This window comes from Rhodococcus sp. 06-470-2, assembly GCF_002258235.1.
In the GTDB taxonomy this organism is placed as follows: Bacteria; Actinomycetota; Actinomycetes; order Mycobacteriales; family Mycobacteriaceae; genus Rhodococcoides.
Genome location: NZ_NOYB01000036.1, coordinates 114,969 through 131,096, shown reverse-complemented (window position 1 = coordinate 131,096; position 16,128 = coordinate 114,969). Strand labels below are relative to the sequence as shown.

Genomic DNA, 16,128 nt, shown 5'->3' with positions numbered 1-16,128 from the left:
AGCCGCTCTCACTTCCAGCGGCCGAGGATCTCCTCTGCCCGCTTGGCCAACTCCATCTGGAAGATCGGTCCGAAGCTGATGCGACCGACACCGAGGGATGCGAAGTGCGACAGATCGCCTTCGGCCGGGTTGGCGATGGCGTTGATGGGCAGCGGGAGTTCCTCGGCGAGACGCTTGTAGTCGGCGTCGTTGTGGAATCCGACGGGGTAGAGCGAATCGGCTCCGGCCGCGGCAGCCAGCTTCAGGCGCGCGATGGCGCGGTCGACGCGGTCGCTCTCGTCGCCGATCGCCTTGACGAACAGGTCGGTGCGGGCGTTGATGACCACGTGTACGTCGGTGGCGTCGGACGCCGCGCGCAGTGCTCCGACGAAGTCGGCGTGTTCCTGCGCTTCGCGCAGGCGTCCGCCTTCGCTGTGCACGGTGTCCTCGATGTTGAGTCCGACGGCTCCGACGGAGATGAGGCCGTCGATCAGTCGCTTGGGGTCCTCGCCGTAGCCGGCTTCGATGTCGACCGACAGCGGCACGTCGACGGCGGCGGAGATCTGCGAGATGCGGGCGAGCAGTTCGTCGAAGGTCATGCCTTCGTTGTCGGGCTTGCCGATGGAGTCGGCGACGGGGTGGCTTCCGACGGTCAGCGCGGTGAAGCCTGCGGACACGGCCAGATTGGCGGACCAGGCGTCCCACACGGTCGGCAGTACGACCGGGTTTCCGGGCTGGTGCAGCTCGAGCAGGGTGGTGGCTTTCTGGGACAGGTTCGTCATTGGGACTCCTCAACGGTGGCCGGTGGAGAACGTTCGTTCTCTCGGTTCCCAACGTACCCGCTTCAGTCGATCAAATCGAGCGCTCTCATCCGGTCGAACACCATCAGTGATCCTGGAGCGACGTCCGGCATCGCTGCGTACTCGTCACGGGTGAAGTACCTGATCTCTGCGATCTCGCTGGTCGGCGTCGGCTCGTCGGCCAGATCGGCGAGGAAACACGTGAGCTCGAGTGGGGTGCCCGCCGGGTGCCCCCATGCCTGACACTCGAACACCCCGAGCAGCCGGGCACCCGTCACCGACGCGTCGAGCTCTTCTCTGATCTCCCGATGGAGGGCTTGCTCGGGTGTCTCGCCGGGGTCGATCTTTCCGCCCGCCATGTAGAACGCGGATTTGCCGGCCGATCGCGTCTGGATCATTCGGCGATTCCGGACGTACGCCAGCCCGGCGGTCCGAATGATCCTCGATCCGCTCACGACAACGCGCTCCCCTCGACCGGAGTCACCGCGACCGTTATGTACCGCTTGGCACGCGTCCGACCACGCAAAGTAAAGTGGACATCGACAGCTCACGGCTGCCGTTCGGCAACCGGTTCGTACTTCTCAAAGCCTCACATCGAATTTCACACGGACTTCGCACACCCTACTCATCGCCGCCCTACGACCACCGCTCGGTTTGACCGCCGATGCGACCGAGACGACGGAGTGACTTTTGCTCGCCATTCTTCTTGCGCACGCCGCCGCCGCGCTGCTCGCGCCGCTGCTGGTCCGGTGGTGGGGTCGCAATGCCTTTTTCCCTCTCGCGCTCGTACCCCTGCTCAGCCTGATCTGGGTGTTCGGCAACTGGGGAACCGAACAGAAGCTCGACATCGAATGGGTCCCGGGCCTGTCGATGAACATCGACATGCGATTCGATTCGCTCGCCGCCATCATGTCGCTGCTGGTCCTCGGAATCGGTGCCCTGATTCTGATCTACTGTGCGCGCTACTTCGAGGACGACGAACCTCGGCTCGGGCTGTTCGCCGCCGAGATGGTCGCGTTCTCCGGTGCGATGTTCGGCCTCATCACCAGCGACAACATGCTGGTGCTCTACATCTTCTGGGAAATCACGACGGTCCTGTCGTTCCTGCTCGTCGGTCACTACGCCGAGCGTGCCTCGAGCAGACGCGCAGCCACTCAGGCGCTGCTCGTCACCACCGCGGGTGGCCTGGCGATGCTGGTGGGCATCATCATCCTCGGCCAGGTCTCCGGTACCTACAACCTCTCCGAGCTGGTCGCGAACGCGCCGGGCGGTTGGTTGCCCGGTGTCGCGATCGTGCTGGTCCTGATCGGTGCACTGAGCAAGTCGGCCATCGTGCCACTGCACTTCTGGCTGCCAGGAGCCATGGCCGCACCGACGCCGGTGAGCGGCTACCTCCATGCCGCCGCGATGGTCAAAGCAGGCATCTACCTGGTGGCGCGCCTGGCCCCTGGGTTCGCCGATTCCGGCCCGTGGCGCGCCACCGTGATCAGCCTCGGACTGCTGTCGATGATCCTGGCCGGTTGGCGAGCTCTGCGGGCATTCGACCTCAAGCTGATCCTCGCGTTCGGAACCGTCAGTCAGCTCGGCTTTCTCATGGTGTTGGTCGGCATCGGTTCGGAGAAGGCGATGCTCGCCGGCCTGACGATGGTGATCGCGCACGCGATGTTCAAAGCGGCGCTGTTCATGGTCGTGGGCATCGTCGATCACACCACCGGCACCCGCGACATCCGCAAGCTCGCCCACCTGGGCAAGAAGGCTCCCTGGCTCGCCGCGATAGCGGCGCTGGCCGCGGCCAGCATGGCCGGACTCCCGCCGATGCTCGGGTTCGTCGGCAAGGAGACTGCGTTGTCGGCCGTGATCAGCACGCCGACGCTCGATCCCATCGTCGCGGCCGTCGTCGTCGCGGGCCTGGTGATCGGCTCGATTCTCACGGTCACCTACAGCATCCGATTCGTCTGGGGCGCATTCGCACGCAAGCAGCTCAAGCGTCCGAGTCCGTCGGTCAGGGCGATGCATGCACCGTCCGCACTGTTCCTGGCTGCACCTGCTTTCCTGGCGGTTCTCGGAGTGATCGCCGGATTCGGATCCTCGATCGTCGACCGCATCGTCAGTCCCTACGCCCGCACCCTCCCGTCGTACGGCCAGGAGCCCTACCACCTGGCCCTCTGGCACGGATTCAACCTTCCGCTCGCGCTGACGGTCGTCGTCGTCACCGGCGGTGTCGGGCTGTTCATCGCCCACCGGGTCGTCAACCGGCTCAAGTTCGAGCATCCCCCGCTCGGCAATGCAGACCGCATCTACGACAACGTGCTCAAGTACATGGATGCCCTGTCCATCCGCCTGACCGGCACCACCCAGCGCGGTTCGCTCCCCCTCACCCAGGGCACGATCCTGCTGACTCTGGTGCTGCTGCCGATGATCGTGTTGCTCGTCGGCCAGGACTCCGGCCTGGACTACACCCTGTGGAACACCCCGTTGCAGCTGGTCATCGGTGTGATCATGATCGCCGGTGGCCTCGGGGCCACGGTGATGCGCAACCGCCTGGCCAGCGTCATCCTCGTCGGTCTCACCGGCTACGGCTGCGGCGTCATCTTCGCCATTCACGGCGCACCGGATCTGGCACTGACCCAGTTCCTCGTCGAGACTCTCACCCTCGTGGTGTTCGTGTTGGTGCTGCGCAAGCTGCCGGCCGAGGTCGACGATCGGGGCTCGGCAGGTTCGCGCGGCCCCCGCGCCGTGCTGGCCGTCGCCGTCGGAGCGACCGTCAGTGTGCTGGGCGCATTCGCGATGAACGCCCGAAACACCGCCCCGGTGTCGCTGCTCCTGCCGGACGCCGCCTACGACCTGGGCGACGGCAAGAACGTCATCAACGTCATCCTCGTGGACATCCGCGCCTGGGACACCCTCGGCGAGATCTGCGTTCTGCTCGTCGCGGCGACGGGCGTGGCCAGCCTGGTCTTCCGCAACCGCCGGTTCGGCAGCGCTCCGCGGGTGTCCGACGCCCCAGCATCGTCCTCGGATGCGAATTTCGCCGCGGAGACGACGTGGTTGCTCGGCGGCGATCTGATCGATCCGCGACATCGCTCGTTGATTCTCGAGGTCACGACGCGATTGATCTTCCCGACGATCATGGTGCTCTCGATCTACTTCTTCTTCTCCGGCCACAACGCCCCCGGCGGCGGTTTCGCCGGTGGCCTCACCGCCGGACTCGCGCTGGTGCTGCGGTACCTGGCGGGTGGGCGCTACGAGCTCGGCGAGGCAGTGCCGATCGACGCCGGCAAGATCCTCGGTCTCGGGTTGATCTTCGCGGCCGGTACCGCGGTGGCGTCGATGTTCCTCGGAGCGCCTGCGTTGTCCTCGGCCACGTTGGAGGTGACGTTGCCGATTCTCGGCGACATCAAGTTGGTCACCGCATTGTTCTTCGACCTCGGTGTGTATCTCATCGTGGTCGGATTGGTACTCGACGTGCTCCGTAGTCTCGGCGCCCGTCTCGACGCACAGGTGGAAATGCAGAGCCAAGGCCGAGTGAGCGCCCCATGACCGCAGATCTCGGAATGCTGATCATCACCGGTGTTCTCGTCGCATCGGGTGTGTATCTACTGCTCGAACGCAGCATCACCAAGATGCTGCTCGGGCTGCTGTTGTTCGGCAACGGCGTCAATCTGCTGTTGCTGACCGTCGGCGGGCCTGCGGGGGCACCACCCATCGTGGGTCGCGACAACGCCGTCAATCAGGAGATGGCCGATCCCCTGGCCCAGGCTGTGATCCTGACGGCGATCGTCATCACGATGGGTATCGCCGCGTTCGTCCTGGCGCTGGCGTATCGGTCGTTCACTCTCAACACCAAGGACGACGTGGAGAACGACCCCGAGGACACCAAGGTCTCCCGGCGTCGCTCGATGGCCGAGGCCCCCGACCGCGACCGCTCGGACGACCCGGTGACGGGCGAGCCGAGCTTCGGCGGCGACGCGTTCGACTCGAAGGGCAACCCGATTCCGATCGAACAACTCGTCAATCGCGAGGACCTCGAATGCTACGAGGACCTACACGACGGTGATTTCGACAACGACGACGACGATCCGCAGGTGCGCGGGCTCGACGGAATCGACACAGCCGAGAAGGACGACAGCAGGCCACAGAAGAAGGGAGACGACCAGTGACGATCTCCCCAGGAGTGATCGATGTTCTGACTCCGCTGCCGGTACTGATTCCGATGTTGGCGGCGGCGCTGACTCTGGTGCTGGGTCGACGTCCTCGCGCTCAGCGTTTCATCACCCTCGTCGCGCTGACCGCTGTGGTCGCCATCTCGTCGGTGATGCTCTACCTAGCCGATCGCGACGGCACCAGCGCACTGCAGGTCGGCGGCTGGGACTCCCCGCTCGGCATCTCCCTCGTGGTGGACCGCCTGTCGGCGATGATGCTCGTCGTCTCGTCGATAGTCCTGCTGGCCGTCATGGTCTACTCGATCGGTCAGGGCATCCGTGACGGCAGCGAGAACCAGCCCGTCTCGATCTTCCTGCCGACCTACCTCGCGTTGACCGCAGGTGTCTGCAACGCGTTCCTCGCAGGGGACCTCTTCAATCTGTTCGTCGGCTTCGAGGTGTTGCTCGCGGCGTCGTTCGTGCTGCTGACCCTCGGCGCGAGTGCGGACCGGGTACGCGCGGGCGTGTCGTACGTGATGGTGTCGATGGTGTCCTCGCTGATCTTCCTGATCGGCATCGCGCTGGTGTACGGCGCAACCGGAACGCTGAACCTGGCCCACATCGCGGTACGGATGGACGACATCAACCCAGGAACGAGGACCGCGATCTTCGCCGTCCTGCTGGTCGCGTTCGGCATCAAGGCCGCGGTGTTCCCACTCTCGACGTGGCTGCCCGACTCCTACCCCACCGCCCCGGCACCGGTCACCGCCGTGTTCGCCGGCCTGCTGACGAAAGTCGGTGTGTACGCGATCATTCGCGCCCACACCCTACTGTTCCCCGACGGCTCGCTCGACAACGTACTGATGGTCTGTGGCCTGCTGACGATGCTCGTCGGCATCCTCGGTTCCATCGCACAGAGCGACATCAAACGACTGCTCTCGTTCACCCTCGTCAGTCATATCGGCTACATGATCTTCGGCGTCGCACTGTCGACGCAATCGGGACTGTCCGGCTCGATCTACTACGTCGCCCACCACATTCTGGTGCAGACGACACTGTTCCTCGTCGTCGGTCTCATCGAGCGTCAGGCCGGCTCGTCGTCTCTTCGACGCCTCGGCGGTCTGGCTGCGGCCAGCCCGGTGCTGGCGATCGTGTTCCTGGTGCCGGCCCTCAATCTCGGTGGCATTCCGCCGTTCTCGGGCTTCATCGGCAAGGTCGCACTGCTGCAGGCCGGTAGCGAGCAGGGCAGCGTGTTGGCCTGGTTGCTCGTCGCGGGCGGAACGGTCACCAGCTTGCTGACGCTGTACGTCGTCGCCCGTGTGTGGACCAAAGCGTTCTGGCGTGCTCGCGCCGACGCCCCCGAGGGCGACCTGGCGGACAACAGCCCGTCCGCGCTGCTCGACGACTCCTCGGACATCGCGTTCGGTGATCGCGAGGACGTGGGCCGGATGCCGGCCTTCATGCTGATCCCGACGATCGGGCTCGTTGCCGTCGGCTTGGCCATGACGGTGTTCGCGGGCCCCATCATCGACATCAGTGATCGCGCCGCGGCCGACCTTCGTGATCGATCGGTGTACATCGATGCGGTGCGCGGAGCGGAATTCGTCGGAGATCAGGCCGCCGAGCAGGCTCGCGGAAACGAGGAAGGCACTCGATGAAGATGAACCGCTCCCTTCTGCTACGCGTGTGGACTCTCGCGTGGTTGACCGCCATCTGGGTTCTGTTGTGGGGCAACGTCTCTGCCGCGAACATCCTCGGCGGCATCGCGGTGGGACTGCTCATCATGGTGCTGCTGCCGTTGCCTCGCGTTCCCGTCGAGGGCCGCATCCACGTGTTCTCACTCGTCAAGCTGGCCGTCGTATTTCTCTACTACGCAATGGAATCGAGCTTCAGCGTGGCCTGGTTGGCCATCCGGCCCAAGGCTCCACCGGTCACCGGGGTGCTGCGCTGCCGTATCGCGATCAAGTCCGATCTGGTGCTCACCCTGTTCGTCGACGCGATGAATCTCGTGCCCGGCACCATGGTGCTCGAAATCGACCGGACCAGACGCCTGCTCTACGTGCACGTGTTGGACATGGGCACCCAGAAGGCCGTCGACGGTTTCTACGCCTACGTACGAAACATGGAGAAGCTCTTCATCGCCGCGTTCGAGCGAGACTCCGACTGGAAGCCGAGCCCGTTGCACTTCCAGGAGTACCAGCAGTACCACGGAGTGCTCGGCGACGATCCGATCCCGGTCGATTCGGACGCGCCTCGGGACGATAAGAAGACCGACGACAAGAGGAAGGGGGACTGGTCGTGACCGTCGTACTGGCGATTGCCGGAGCCCTCCTGATCGGTGCCGCGATTCTCACCGCGTACCGATTGCTCGACGGACCGAGCACGCTCGACCGCCTCGTCGCGATGGACACGATCCTGGCCGTCTCGATGTGCGGTCTCGGCGTGTGGGCCGTGTACAGCCGCGACACCACCCTCGTACCGGCCATCGTCGCTCTGTCACTGGTCAGCTTCGTCGGGTCGGTCAGCATCGCACGATTCAGGGTGAGGGACGAATGAACAACACAGCGAGGGACGAATGAGCACCGTAGCCCAGGTCATTGCTTCCGTCTTCATCCTGTTCGGAGCCCTGCTCGCCTTCACCGCAGCGGTGGGCATCGTGCGCTTTCCCGACACCCTCTCGCGGATGCACGCGGCCACCAAGCCACAGGTGGTCGGGCTGATCATGGTTCTGATCGGGGCCATCATCAGCCTGCGCGGCAACGTCGACATCTGGATGCTGGTGCTGGTGGGCATCTTCACCCTGGTCACCGCTCCGGTCATCGCGCACACGGTCGGCCGCGTCGCCTACCGCGAACAGCGCGGCCGCGACGGTCTGCTGATCGTCAACGAGATGGAACCGAACGAATCGGACCAGTAGCGCGGCCGGATCAGGATCGGAGGTCGGTGACCAACGATTCGACGACGGCTCGCAGGTCGCCGCCCGATTGCGCGGCCACCGCCCGCTGACGTTGGTACGACGCCCCCCGCCGGGGAATGTCGGCCACTGCTGCCAGTTCGTCGACGCAGTTCAGTCGGACGGCCGTCGGCGTCAGCTTCTCTAGCAGATCGTGCAGATCGTCGGTGACCAGCCGTTCGTTGCTGTCGGAGTCGAGAATGATCTCGGCATCGAGGCCGTACCGCGCGGCCCGCCACTTGTTCTCCTGCACGTGCCACGGCGGTATCGACGGCAAGGTCTCCCCCGCTTCGAGACGCTCGTCGAGATGGACGATGAGGCAGTGCGTCAACGCGACGAGAGCCGCGAGCTCCCGCTTCGTCGACGCCCCGTCGCACACCCGAACCTCGATCGTGCCCCACTTGGGAGCAGGACGGATGTCCCAGTGCATGCCGCCGAGTTGCTCGATGACGCCGGTCTTGAGCTGATCGCGGACGAATCCCTCGAACTGCGACCAGTCCTCGAACTGGAACGGCAGACCGGCCGTCGGCAGCTGCTGGAACATCAACGCCCGATTGCTGGCGTAGCCGGTGTCGTTGCCCGCCCAGATCGGCGAGGACGCCGACAGCGCCAGCAGGTGCGGGTACTGCAGCAGCAGCGAGTTGAGAATGGGAAAGACCTTGTCGGGAGACGACACACCCACGTGCACGTGCACACCCCAGATCAGCATCTGCCGACCCCACCACTGGGTACGAGCGATCAACTCGTCGTAGCTCGGAGAACTGGTGAGCTGCTGGGTGGACCACTCGGCGAATGGATGAGTGCCCGCCGAGAACAGATCGATTCCCAATGGGTCCGCGGCGCGCCGCACCAATTCCAGCGAGCCGCCGAGGTCCTCCATGGCCTCCCCGACGTTCTCGCACACTCCGGTGACGAGTTCGACGGTGTTGCGCAGCAGTTCCTTGGTCACCCGCGGGGTGTCCCCGGCGAGATCGCGGACGCCGTCCATGACCGCCTCGGCGGAGTTGACCAGGTCCCGCGTGTTCTTGTCGACCAGCGCGATCTCCCACTCGACGCCGAGCGTCGGGCGCGGTGAACTCGCGAAGTCGATCCGGGGAGCGTTCAAACTACTGCAGTACCGCGCATGCCGCCCGCGAGCCGGCGTCGCCGGTCATCAGAGTCGTCATGTCCGGCACAGCGGCACCGTCGGGCAGGGTGTATCGCGGCGGGATGTTGGCGAAGTTGTCGGCACCCTCGTGCACGATCACCGAGGTTCCGGCACCGTCCGCACGCAGATCGTCGAGTGTGATCGCGTCGGTGGTGGTGACGAGCATTCCGGTGCCGTCCTCGCCGACCTGGATGGACGTCAGATCACCGCTGGCCGGGTGCTCCGTGCGGCCGTCGACCTGCAGGTGACCACCAGCGGACAGGAACGCGCCCGGATCTCCACCGGTCGGTGCCACGGAGTTCGGCTCGCAGGCGGCGACGGCATGGACGTGGAAGCCGTGGAAGCCGGGGGTCATGCCCTCGACCTCGGCGGTGACGGTGAGCTTGTCGCCCTCGGCCGCGAACGAGACCGTGCCCACCTCGGCACCGCCGGCGTCGCGCAGTGTGCCCTCGATGGTGTCGCCGGAGCCCGACTCGGCCGGGCCGTCACCCGCCACGGCTTCTGCCGACGGATCGGCCTCGCCGGTCCAGACCGGAGGGACGGTTCCGGGGACATCGGACGGAACCTCGCCGTTGCTGCAGGCGGAGAGCCCGAGCGCCGCGATCGCGAGGACCGGGGCCACGTAACGCAACGATCGGGTCGCAGCAGTGCGTCGCTTGAACATGTCCATCGGAAATCGCTCCTCTTTCAGGCAGTTTCGCCGGGCTCGGAAATGATAACGTGCCGACCGATTCAGCCGAATCGGGCACGGAAGTCGATGCTGTGCAACTGGCCGCTGCAGGACTACTGAGTCACGATGACGACGACGCCTGCCGTGGATTCGAGTGAGGTCGGCTTGGGTTCGGCCGGGACTCCGAGCTGCGTGGCGATCGTCTGCGCGGCCTGTTCCTCGCCTGCGGCGGTGCCGTAGTACACCGCGGTCTGAGCGAACTGGGCTTCGCTGAAGTTGCCGGTCTCGGCGACGGTCCATCCCTCGGCGGTCAACGTACTTGCGGTGCCTGCCGCGAGACCGGAGATGTTGGAGTTGTTCAGAACCCGCACCTCGACGTCGGCGGGGGTGCCCGAGGTGGTGGTGGTCGGCGCGCTGCTGGTCGTCGCGTCACCTGCCGGTACCTGAGCCGCCGGAGCCTGTGCGGTGGGTGCTACCGCAGCCGGTGCACTCGTCGTCTCGGCGGCGGGCTCGGCGGCCGAGTTGTCGGAATCGGAACCCGTCAGCGACAACGCGCCGATCGCCGCGAACAGAATCGCGAGCGAGATCAACACCATGGCCAGGGCACGGAGTGGTGGCCCGGTCTGTTCCGGGTTCGGGCTGCTCACGTAGTCGACCCTAGCCGACCGTCGACGTCGACCCAGCACACGGAACTCAAGGACCTGCTCAGACGTCGAACCCGAGTCGACGTGCCGCACGAGCCTTCTGCCGACTCGCACGCAACCGGCGCAGGCGCTTGACCAGCATCGGATCAGCGGCAAGTGCCTCGGGACGATCGACCAACGCGTTCAGGATCTGGTAGTAGCGGGTTGCCGACATGGAGAAGAGTTCCTTGATGGCCTCTTCCTTCGCCCCGGCGTACTTCCACCACTGCCGCTCGAAGGACAGGATGTCGTGCTCTCGTCGACTCAGTCCGTCCGCACCGACCTCGTTCGGATCCTGTGAGCCGTCCGAACTTCCCGGTTGCTGAGACTGGTTCGAGTCACGCGCTGCTGCGCCGTCCATCCCACTCCTCGACTTCTCGACTTCCTCGGGTCTGCAGGATCACCCACCCGGAGAAATCTGCTTCCCCCAGCACTGCCGGCACCCAAAGGAGCACCGACCGAATTACACGGTTGTACTTCGGGGATCATTCAACCACGTTCGACGGCTCGAGCACGGCTCCCGCGAGGTACCGGCGCGTGGCGTGTTCCATGTGCTCGACCACATGCAGCACCCACTATCCTTGTCGACCATGGCAATTCTTCCCATCCGGATCGTCGGCGATCCGGTGCTGCACACCGCAACCGCACCCGTCACCGAGTCACCCGCCGAGCTGGCCGAGCTGATCGCCGACATGTACGAGACGTTGGCCGCCGCGAACGGCGTCGGTCTCGCCGCGAATCAGGTGGGCGTCGGCAAGCGTCTGTTCATCTACGACTGCCCCGATCAAGGCGAGGACGGCAAGATCTTCCGCCGCCGCGGCGAGGTCGTCAACCCGGTGCTCGAGACGTCGGAGATTCCGGAGACGATGCCCGATCCCGATGACGACGACGAGGGCTGTCTGTCCGTCCCCGGCGAGCAGCACCCCACCGGGCGCGCCGAGTGGGCCAGGGTGACCGGTACGGACGCCAAGGGCGATCCCGTCGACATCGAGGGCCGCGGCTTCTTCGCTCGTATGCTCCAGCACGAGGTGGGTCATCTCGACGGTTTCCTCTACACCGACGTGCTCATCGGACGGCATGCGCGGGCGGCCAAGAAGGCCATCAAGCGCGCCGGGTGGGGCGTGCCCGGACTGAGCTGGACACCCGGCACCGTGGACGACCCGTTCGGCCACGACGACGAGGACGACGACTGACCGTCCCGGTGGGTACGCGGGTGATGCTTCGCTATCGGTTGCCACCCGGCCACACCCACCCGATGACGGACGTGATCGGTGAACTGGTGTCCAGCGACGCCGGCGCGGTCTCGGTGCGCGGCCGGGACGGCACACTGGTTCAAGTTGCCGTCGACCGAGTCGTGGCATTGAAACCCCTGGCGCCCAAGCCGATTCGAACCTCGGAGATCCGTTCGCTCGAAGCCGCCGCTGCCGACGGCTGGCCGGGCGTCGAGCGGGAATGGATCGACGGCTGGCAACTGCGTTTCGGTCACGGGTTCACCGGCCGCGCCAATTCGGCCGTGCCGCTCGAGCCCGGAGCGTCGACGACACCAGAGACGCTGGCGCGCATCACAGCCCGATACGCCGCTCGCGGATTACCGCCGACGCTCGCCCTTCCCGATCGCCTCGGCACTCCCCCGGCGGGTTGGTCGACGTACAACGAAAGCGCCGTCATGGCGGCAGACATCTCCGATCTCGTTCTACGCGAGGGTGACTCGGCGATCACCGTCACCTCGGAACCGTCACGACAGTGGTTGGATCGCCTGTACTACCAGGGCCGCGCGGCTCCCGCGGGCGCAGCGGAGGTGGTCTCGGCGGTTCGGGGCGGAACCCTCGGTTTCGGGATGATCGGCGCGCGCTCGTCGTCGGCAGCCGCGGTCGGTCGCGCCGCGGTGACCACCGCCCCGGACGGTCGCTGCTGGGTGGGACTGACCTCGCTCTGGGTCTCCCCCGAGCATCGGCGCAACGGGCTCGGCACCCTGATGTGCGGAGAACTGGTGCGCTGGGGACGCGAGCGCGGCGCGACGCACGCGTACCTGCAGGTGGCGGACGAGAACACCCGAGCCGTTGCCCTGTACCGAGACCTCGGCTTCGCCGACCATCATCGCTATCGCTATGCCCGGCCCGAGAACGCGATGGGTCCGAACCCTGTCGGGGGCGTTCGATAGGGTTCCTCTCCGTGCGCTTGGCTACCTGGAATGTGAACTCCGTCCGCTCTCGTCAGGATCGAATCGTCGATTGGCTGCAGCGATCCGATGTCGATGTCCTGGCGATGCAGGAAACCAAGTGCAAGGACGCACAGTTTCCCTACGAGCGGTTCACCGACATCGGGTACGAGGTGGCCCACGTCGGGTTGAGTCAGTGGAACGGCGTCGCGATCGCATCCCGCGTCGGCCTGGACGATGTCCAGGTCGGCTTCGACGATCAGCCCGGGTTCAGCAAGGATCCCGAGATCGACCCCGCTCAGGAGGCGCGCGCCATCGGGGCCACGTGCGACGGGGTGCGCGTGTGGAGCCTGTACGTGCCGAACGGCCGCGAACTCGCCGATCCGCACTACACCTACAAGCTCGAGTGGCTCGCTGCGCTGAAGGCCGACGCTCAGGCGTGGGTGGCAGCGGATCCGCAGGCGCAGATCGCACTCGTGGGCGACTGGAACATCGCGCCAACCGACGACGACGTCTGGGATCCGGCTCTGTTCGAGGGCAAGACCCATACCTCGCAGGCCGAGCGCGACGCCTTCACCGCGTTCGGTGACGCCGGCTTCACCGAGGTGACGCGGCAGTTCACCCCCGAGCCCAGGACGTACACCTACTGGGACTACACGCAGTTGCGGTTCCCCAAGAAGCAGGGTCTGCGCATCGATATGGCGTTGACTTCCCCTGCTCTCGCGGCTCGGGTGACCGGTGCGTCGATCGACCGCGAGGAACGCAAGGGCAAGGGGGCCAGCGATCACGCTCCGGTGATCGTGGAGATCGGCTGAGGCCGAGCCGGACGACTATTCGGCGATCAGATCCAGGAATTCCTCGTGCTGCGCCAGATAGCGCCGGACGTAGGTGCAGATCGGGACGATGCGCCACTGTCGATCGCGGGCCGTGTTGAGCGAGGCTCGCACCAGCACTCCCGCCCACCCGCGGTCGCCGTATTCCTCTTTGACGACGGTGTGCATGAGTGCGACGACCGGGCCGACGCCGTCGTCGTCACCCTCACCGAAGCGGTACCCGAGAATGCCGACGAGTTCGTCGTCGACGAAGAGATCGAACCTGTAGTGATCGACGTCGTCCTCGATGCGAACGACGGGTCGATCGACCGAGGGAACCGCGTCGGCTCGTCGAGGAAGTATGTGACTCATGTCACTTATGAGATCAGTGTTGTCCATGTGACGCGAGGCGAGTGCCTCGATCGTCGCCGAGTCGTGCCCTGAATGTGACCGGTCCTACCGTGACCGGTCGACAACCCGGGAAAGAAACGTCAGAGCGCGACGAGCATGTCGTTGTACTCCGGGTTGGCCGCGGCGAAGCGCTGCACGTACGTGCAGACGGGCTTGACCTTCCAGCCGTAGGACCGAGCACTGTCGAGCGCGCGGCGCACCAGAATGCCGGCCAGTCCTTGATGACCGAAGTCCTCGGTGACGACCGTGTGCATGAAGGACACGACATGAGTACGCGTCGCGCGCGAGCCGTTTCCCTCGACCTCGTAGAAGCCGACGATCCCGACGAGATCGCCGTTGAGTCGAAGCTCGAACCGGTTCTGGTCTTTGTTGATCGAGACATCAGCGCTAGGAGAACTTGCCAGCATGGGACGCCTCCTTCGCTGTGTGTGGAGTGATGAACGAGTGAAAACGATGTGACGTGCACCACTATTAAACATGCGCACGGTGGGTCTGTCACCTTTTCTACCAACAAACCTTCGGATGCGTAGGTTCGTCCGCCGAACAGGACAACAATGCTGGTACGGATCATAAGTGACCCTGTTCGACGTTGTGATACAACAACATTCAAGGCCAGCCCATATTTTCGCCATCTGCTCGGCAAACCGTGTCGACGGCAGCGACCCCCCGTCTCTCCGCCCGCCGGTACTGTCTTCTCTCGTGAAGTTCCTACCGCTCACGCCCAACGGCGAGACTCCCGTCCGCGCGCTGACCATCGCCGGAACCGACTCCGGCGGCGGAGCCGGAATCCAGGCGGACAGTCGAACGATGGCCTTGCTGGGTGTCCACGCCTGCGTCGCCGTCGCTGCGGTCACGGTCCAGAACACCGTCGGCGTGACGGGCTTCCACGAGATTCCGCCGGACGTCGTCGCTGCGCAGGTTCGCTCCGTCGTCTCCGACATCGGGGTCGGCGCAGCGAAGACCGGAATGCTGGCCTCCACCGCGATCATCGAAGCTGTCACGGCCGTGTGCACCGAGGTGGGTATCGGCCGAGATCAGCCGGTTCCCCTGGTCGTCGATCCGGTGTGCGCGTCGATGCACGGCGACCCACTGCTGCACGCCGAAGCCCTCGACGCCATCCGCCACACCCTCTTCCCCATCGCCTCGCTGGTCACCCCCAACCTCGACGAGGTTCGACTCATCACCGGCATCGACGTGGTCGACGACTCGAGCGCGCACCGCGCCGCGGAGGCCCTGCACGGATTGGGCGCGCAGTGGGCCCTGGTCAAGGGCGGCCACCTGCGGACGTCGACGCACAGCACCGACCTGCTGTTCGACGGCGACACCTTCCTCGAGTTCACCAGCGAGCGCATCGACACCGGCAACGATCACGGCGGCGGCGATACCCTCGCCGCATCGATCGCCTCGGCGCTGGCACACGGCTATTCCATGCCCGACGCGGTCGCGTTCGGCAAGGAGTGGGTCACCCGCTGTCTGGCCGCGTCCTACGATCTGGGCGCGGGCCACGGACCGGTGTCACCGCTGTGGCGACTGCACGAGTCGGAGGATGCGTAGGTCGTCGGGTGCGCCCTTGATCTTCGGAGCGAAGAAGCTGCGGCGATAGGGCTTTGAGACCACGTGCAAGGCGTCGAGCACCTCCGGCGGGACCGCCTCGAGGGCCGACGCGGAGATCATCACGTTGCCGTTGCCGCCGGTCTGCATCACCCGGGCGGCGACGGTGACGTCGACGCCCAGCCAGTCCGATCCCACCTGACGCGGGCTGCCGGTGTGGATGCCGACGCGCATCGTCGGGGTGTAGCCGTCGACGTCGACGCCCTTCAGTGCCTCTCGGGCCGCGAAGACCGCGTCGACTGCTTTGCCCGCGTCGGCGAACACCGCCATGATGCCGTCGCCCAGCCTCTTGACGACGTGGCCGCCGCGGAATGCGACCTCGGGTTCGACGGCCTTGGAGACCTTGCGCAGCAACGTCAGGGTCGCGGTGTCGCCGGCCCGGAGCGACCAGGACGAGAACCCGACGAGGTCGGTGAACACGATGGTGACATCGTGCTCACCGCGGCCTCGGCCTGCGCGTTCGAGGATCGCCTGCCACAGCTGCAGCGCCCCGAGACCCACTTCGCGAGACGCGCCGGGTTCGTCGTCGAGTCCGTTCGCAGCCAGGAACCTGTCGGCGACGCGGGCGACGGCCAGGGCTCGGCCCGGACCGTCGATCGACAGGGGATCGCCGAACGTGGGGTCACCCGGTAGTGCGCGGCGCACACGCCGAACCGCCCCGACCACCGCGGGCGCTCGGTTGGTGGTGCGGACCCACTCCACGACCGAGGAGACGACTGCGTTCACAGCATCGAGCGTAACCCACGGTTACACATACTTTCC

The 16,128-nt window shown here is 65.7% G+C and carries 19 protein-coding genes; 10 read left to right on the top strand and 9 right to left on the bottom strand.

The genetic code is table 11. The features are described 5' to 3' along the window. Window positions 1-8: 8 nt before the first annotated feature. Together CH276_RS19890 and CH276_RS19885 are read right to left on the bottom strand one after the other, a co-directional pair. On the bottom strand, window positions 9-761 hold the full coding sequence (locus tag CH276_RS19890; protein WP_094630904.1) for an isocitrate lyase/PEP mutase family protein: 753 nt from the start codon (window positions 759-761) through the stop codon (window positions 9-11). A 62-nt stretch (window positions 762-823) separates the two neighbouring features. Then, the gene (locus CH276_RS19885; protein ID WP_329955499.1) at window positions 824-1,234 is read right to left on the bottom strand and encodes an NUDIX hydrolase; all 411 of its coding nucleotides are present in this window, start codon (window positions 1,232-1,234) and stop codon (window positions 824-826) included. 235 nt (window positions 1,235-1,469) lie between these two features. Here CH276_RS19885 and CH276_RS19880 point away from each other — a divergent pair, with 235 nt between their 5' ends. The 6 genes from CH276_RS19880 to mnhG are packed head-to-tail and all read left to right on the top strand — an operon-like array spanning window position 1,470 to window position 7,838. Beyond that, on the top strand, window positions 1,470-4,319 hold the full coding sequence (locus CH276_RS19880; protein WP_094630905.1) for a Na+/H+ antiporter subunit A: 2,850 nt from the start codon (window positions 1,470-1,472) through the stop codon (window positions 4,317-4,319). Continuing rightward, the gene (locus tag CH276_RS19875; RefSeq protein WP_032393775.1) at window positions 4,316-4,939 is read left to right on the top strand and encodes a Na(+)/H(+) antiporter subunit C; all 624 of its coding nucleotides are present in this window, start codon (window positions 4,316-4,318) and stop codon (window positions 4,937-4,939) included. Before CH276_RS19880 ends, CH276_RS19875 begins: the two co-directional genes overlap by 4 nt. Then, a complete protein-coding gene (locus CH276_RS19870; RefSeq protein ID WP_094630907.1) occupies window positions 4,936-6,579 on the top strand; it encodes a Na+/H+ antiporter subunit D in 1,644 nt (547 codons plus the stop codon). The genes CH276_RS19875 and CH276_RS19870 overlap by 4 nt, the downstream gene beginning before the upstream one ends. 2 nt (window positions 6,580-6,581) lie before the next feature. Beyond that, the gene (locus CH276_RS19865) at window positions 6,582-7,223 is read left to right on the top strand and encodes a Na+/H+ antiporter subunit E (protein WP_373453493.1); all 642 of its coding nucleotides are present in this window, start codon (window positions 6,582-6,584) and stop codon (window positions 7,221-7,223) included. Further along, entirely contained in the window at window positions 7,220-7,477 is a 258-nt protein-coding gene (locus tag CH276_RS19860) for a monovalent cation/H+ antiporter complex subunit F (RefSeq protein ID WP_032393772.1), read from the top strand. The genes CH276_RS19865 and CH276_RS19860 overlap by 4 nt, the downstream gene beginning before the upstream one ends. Window positions 7,478-7,496: 19 nt before the next feature. Continuing rightward, window positions 7,497-7,838, top strand: coding sequence for a monovalent cation/H(+) antiporter subunit G (gene mnhG, locus CH276_RS19855; RefSeq protein ID WP_094630910.1), 342 nt, complete (start codon window positions 7,497-7,499; stop codon window positions 7,836-7,838). Window positions 7,839-7,848: 10 nt separating this feature from the next. Here mnhG and CH276_RS19850 read toward each other — a convergent pair whose 3' ends face one another. The 4 genes from CH276_RS19850 to CH276_RS19835 all read right to left on the bottom strand — a co-directional run bounded on the left by CH276_RS19850 (window position 7,849) and on the right by CH276_RS19835 (window position 10,735). Continuing rightward, window positions 7,849-8,979, bottom strand: a complete 1,131-nt coding sequence (locus CH276_RS19850; RefSeq protein ID WP_230596607.1) for a glutamate--cysteine ligase — start codon at window positions 8,977-8,979, stop codon at window positions 7,849-7,851. A gap of 1 nt (window position 8,980) precedes the next feature. Then, on the bottom strand, window positions 8,981-9,691 hold the full coding sequence (sodC, locus tag CH276_RS19845; protein WP_045198742.1) for a superoxide dismutase[Cu-Zn]: 711 nt from the start codon (window positions 9,689-9,691) through the stop codon (window positions 8,981-8,983). Between the two features lie 113 nt (window positions 9,692-9,804). Next, window positions 9,805-10,338 carry a LytR C-terminal domain-containing protein gene (locus CH276_RS19840; RefSeq protein WP_230596606.1) on the bottom strand — a complete coding sequence of 178 codons (534 nt, stop codon included), beginning with the start codon at window positions 10,336-10,338 and terminating at the stop codon, window positions 9,805-9,807. Between the two features lie 58 nt (window positions 10,339-10,396). Continuing rightward, a complete protein-coding gene (locus CH276_RS19835; RefSeq protein WP_032393769.1) occupies window positions 10,397-10,735 on the bottom strand; it encodes a DUF3263 domain-containing protein in 339 nt (112 codons plus the stop codon). A 229-nt stretch (window positions 10,736-10,964) separates the two neighbouring features. On the opposite strand from CH276_RS19835, the gene CH276_RS19830 reads away from it, so the two are divergent. The 3 genes from CH276_RS19830 to CH276_RS19820 are packed head-to-tail and all read left to right on the top strand — an operon-like array spanning window position 10,965 to window position 13,347. Beyond that, window positions 10,965-11,567, top strand: coding sequence for a peptide deformylase (locus CH276_RS19830; protein ID WP_032393768.1), 603 nt, complete (start codon window positions 10,965-10,967; stop codon window positions 11,565-11,567). Beyond that, complete coding sequence (locus CH276_RS19825) at window positions 11,564-12,535, top strand: N-acetylglutamate synthase, CG3035 family (protein ID WP_441344231.1); 972 nt, start codon at window positions 11,564-11,566, stop codon at window positions 12,533-12,535. The genes CH276_RS19830 and CH276_RS19825 overlap by 4 nt, the downstream gene beginning before the upstream one ends. 11 nt (window positions 12,536-12,546) lie before the next feature. Next, the gene (locus CH276_RS19820; protein WP_094630914.1) at window positions 12,547-13,347 is read left to right on the top strand and encodes an exodeoxyribonuclease III; all 801 of its coding nucleotides are present in this window, start codon (window positions 12,547-12,549) and stop codon (window positions 13,345-13,347) included. 15 nt (window positions 13,348-13,362) lie between these two features. Here CH276_RS19820 and CH276_RS19815 read toward each other — a convergent pair whose 3' ends face one another. Together CH276_RS19815 and CH276_RS19810 are read right to left on the bottom strand one after the other, a co-directional pair. Then, window positions 13,363-13,716 carry a GNAT family N-acetyltransferase gene (locus CH276_RS19815; protein WP_094631001.1) on the bottom strand — a complete coding sequence of 118 codons (354 nt, stop codon included), beginning with the start codon at window positions 13,714-13,716 and terminating at the stop codon, window positions 13,363-13,365. Between the two features lie 119 nt (window positions 13,717-13,835). Further along, on the bottom strand, window positions 13,836-14,162 hold the full coding sequence (locus CH276_RS19810) for a GNAT family N-acetyltransferase (protein WP_032393766.1): 327 nt from the start codon (window positions 14,160-14,162) through the stop codon (window positions 13,836-13,838). Window positions 14,163-14,454: 292 nt separating this feature from the next. On the opposite strand from CH276_RS19810, the gene thiD reads away from it, so the two are divergent. Next, window positions 14,455-15,309, top strand: coding sequence for a bifunctional hydroxymethylpyrimidine kinase/phosphomethylpyrimidine kinase (thiD, locus tag CH276_RS19805; RefSeq protein WP_032393765.1), 855 nt, complete (start codon window positions 14,455-14,457; stop codon window positions 15,307-15,309). On the opposite strand, the gene CH276_RS19800 is transcribed toward thiD, so the two are convergent. Next, complete coding sequence (locus tag CH276_RS19800) at window positions 15,271-16,092, bottom strand: adenylate/guanylate cyclase domain-containing protein (RefSeq protein WP_094630915.1); 822 nt, start codon at window positions 16,090-16,092, stop codon at window positions 15,271-15,273. The two genes, thiD and CH276_RS19800, sit on opposite strands and share 39 nt — an antisense overlap. Window positions 16,093-16,128: the final 36 nt, after the last annotated feature.

Excerpts from the sequence above, each read along its gene's own strand:
- CH276_RS19890 (WP_094630904.1), bottom strand. The coding sequence starts at position 761 with ATGACGAACCTGTCCCAGAAAGCCACCACCCTGCTCGAGCTGCACCAG.
- CH276_RS19875 (WP_032393775.1), top strand. The coding sequence starts at position 4,316 with ATGACCGCAGATCTCGGAATGCTGATCATCACCGGTGTTCTCGTCGCA.
- CH276_RS19865 (WP_373453493.1), top strand. The coding sequence starts at position 6,582 with ATGAACCGCTCCCTTCTGCTACGCGTGTGGACTCTCGCGTGGTTGACC.
- mnhG (WP_094630910.1), top strand. The coding sequence starts at position 7,497 with ATGAGCACCGTAGCCCAGGTCATTGCTTCCGTCTTCATCCTGTTCGGA.
- sodC (WP_045198742.1), bottom strand. The coding sequence starts at position 9,691 with ATGGACATGTTCAAGCGACGCACTGCTGCGACCCGATCGTTGCGTTAC.
- CH276_RS19835 (WP_032393769.1), bottom strand. The coding sequence starts at position 10,735 with ATGGACGGCGCAGCAGCGCGTGACTCGAACCAGTCTCAGCAACCGGGA.
- CH276_RS19830 (WP_032393768.1), top strand. The coding sequence starts at position 10,965 with ATGGCAATTCTTCCCATCCGGATCGTCGGCGATCCGGTGCTGCACACC.
- CH276_RS19815 (WP_094631001.1), bottom strand. The coding sequence starts at position 13,716 with ATGAGTCACATACTTCCTCGACGAGCCGACGCGGTTCCCTCGGTCGAT.
- CH276_RS19810 (WP_032393766.1), bottom strand. The coding sequence starts at position 14,162 with ATGCTGGCAAGTTCTCCTAGCGCTGATGTCTCGATCAACAAAGACCAG.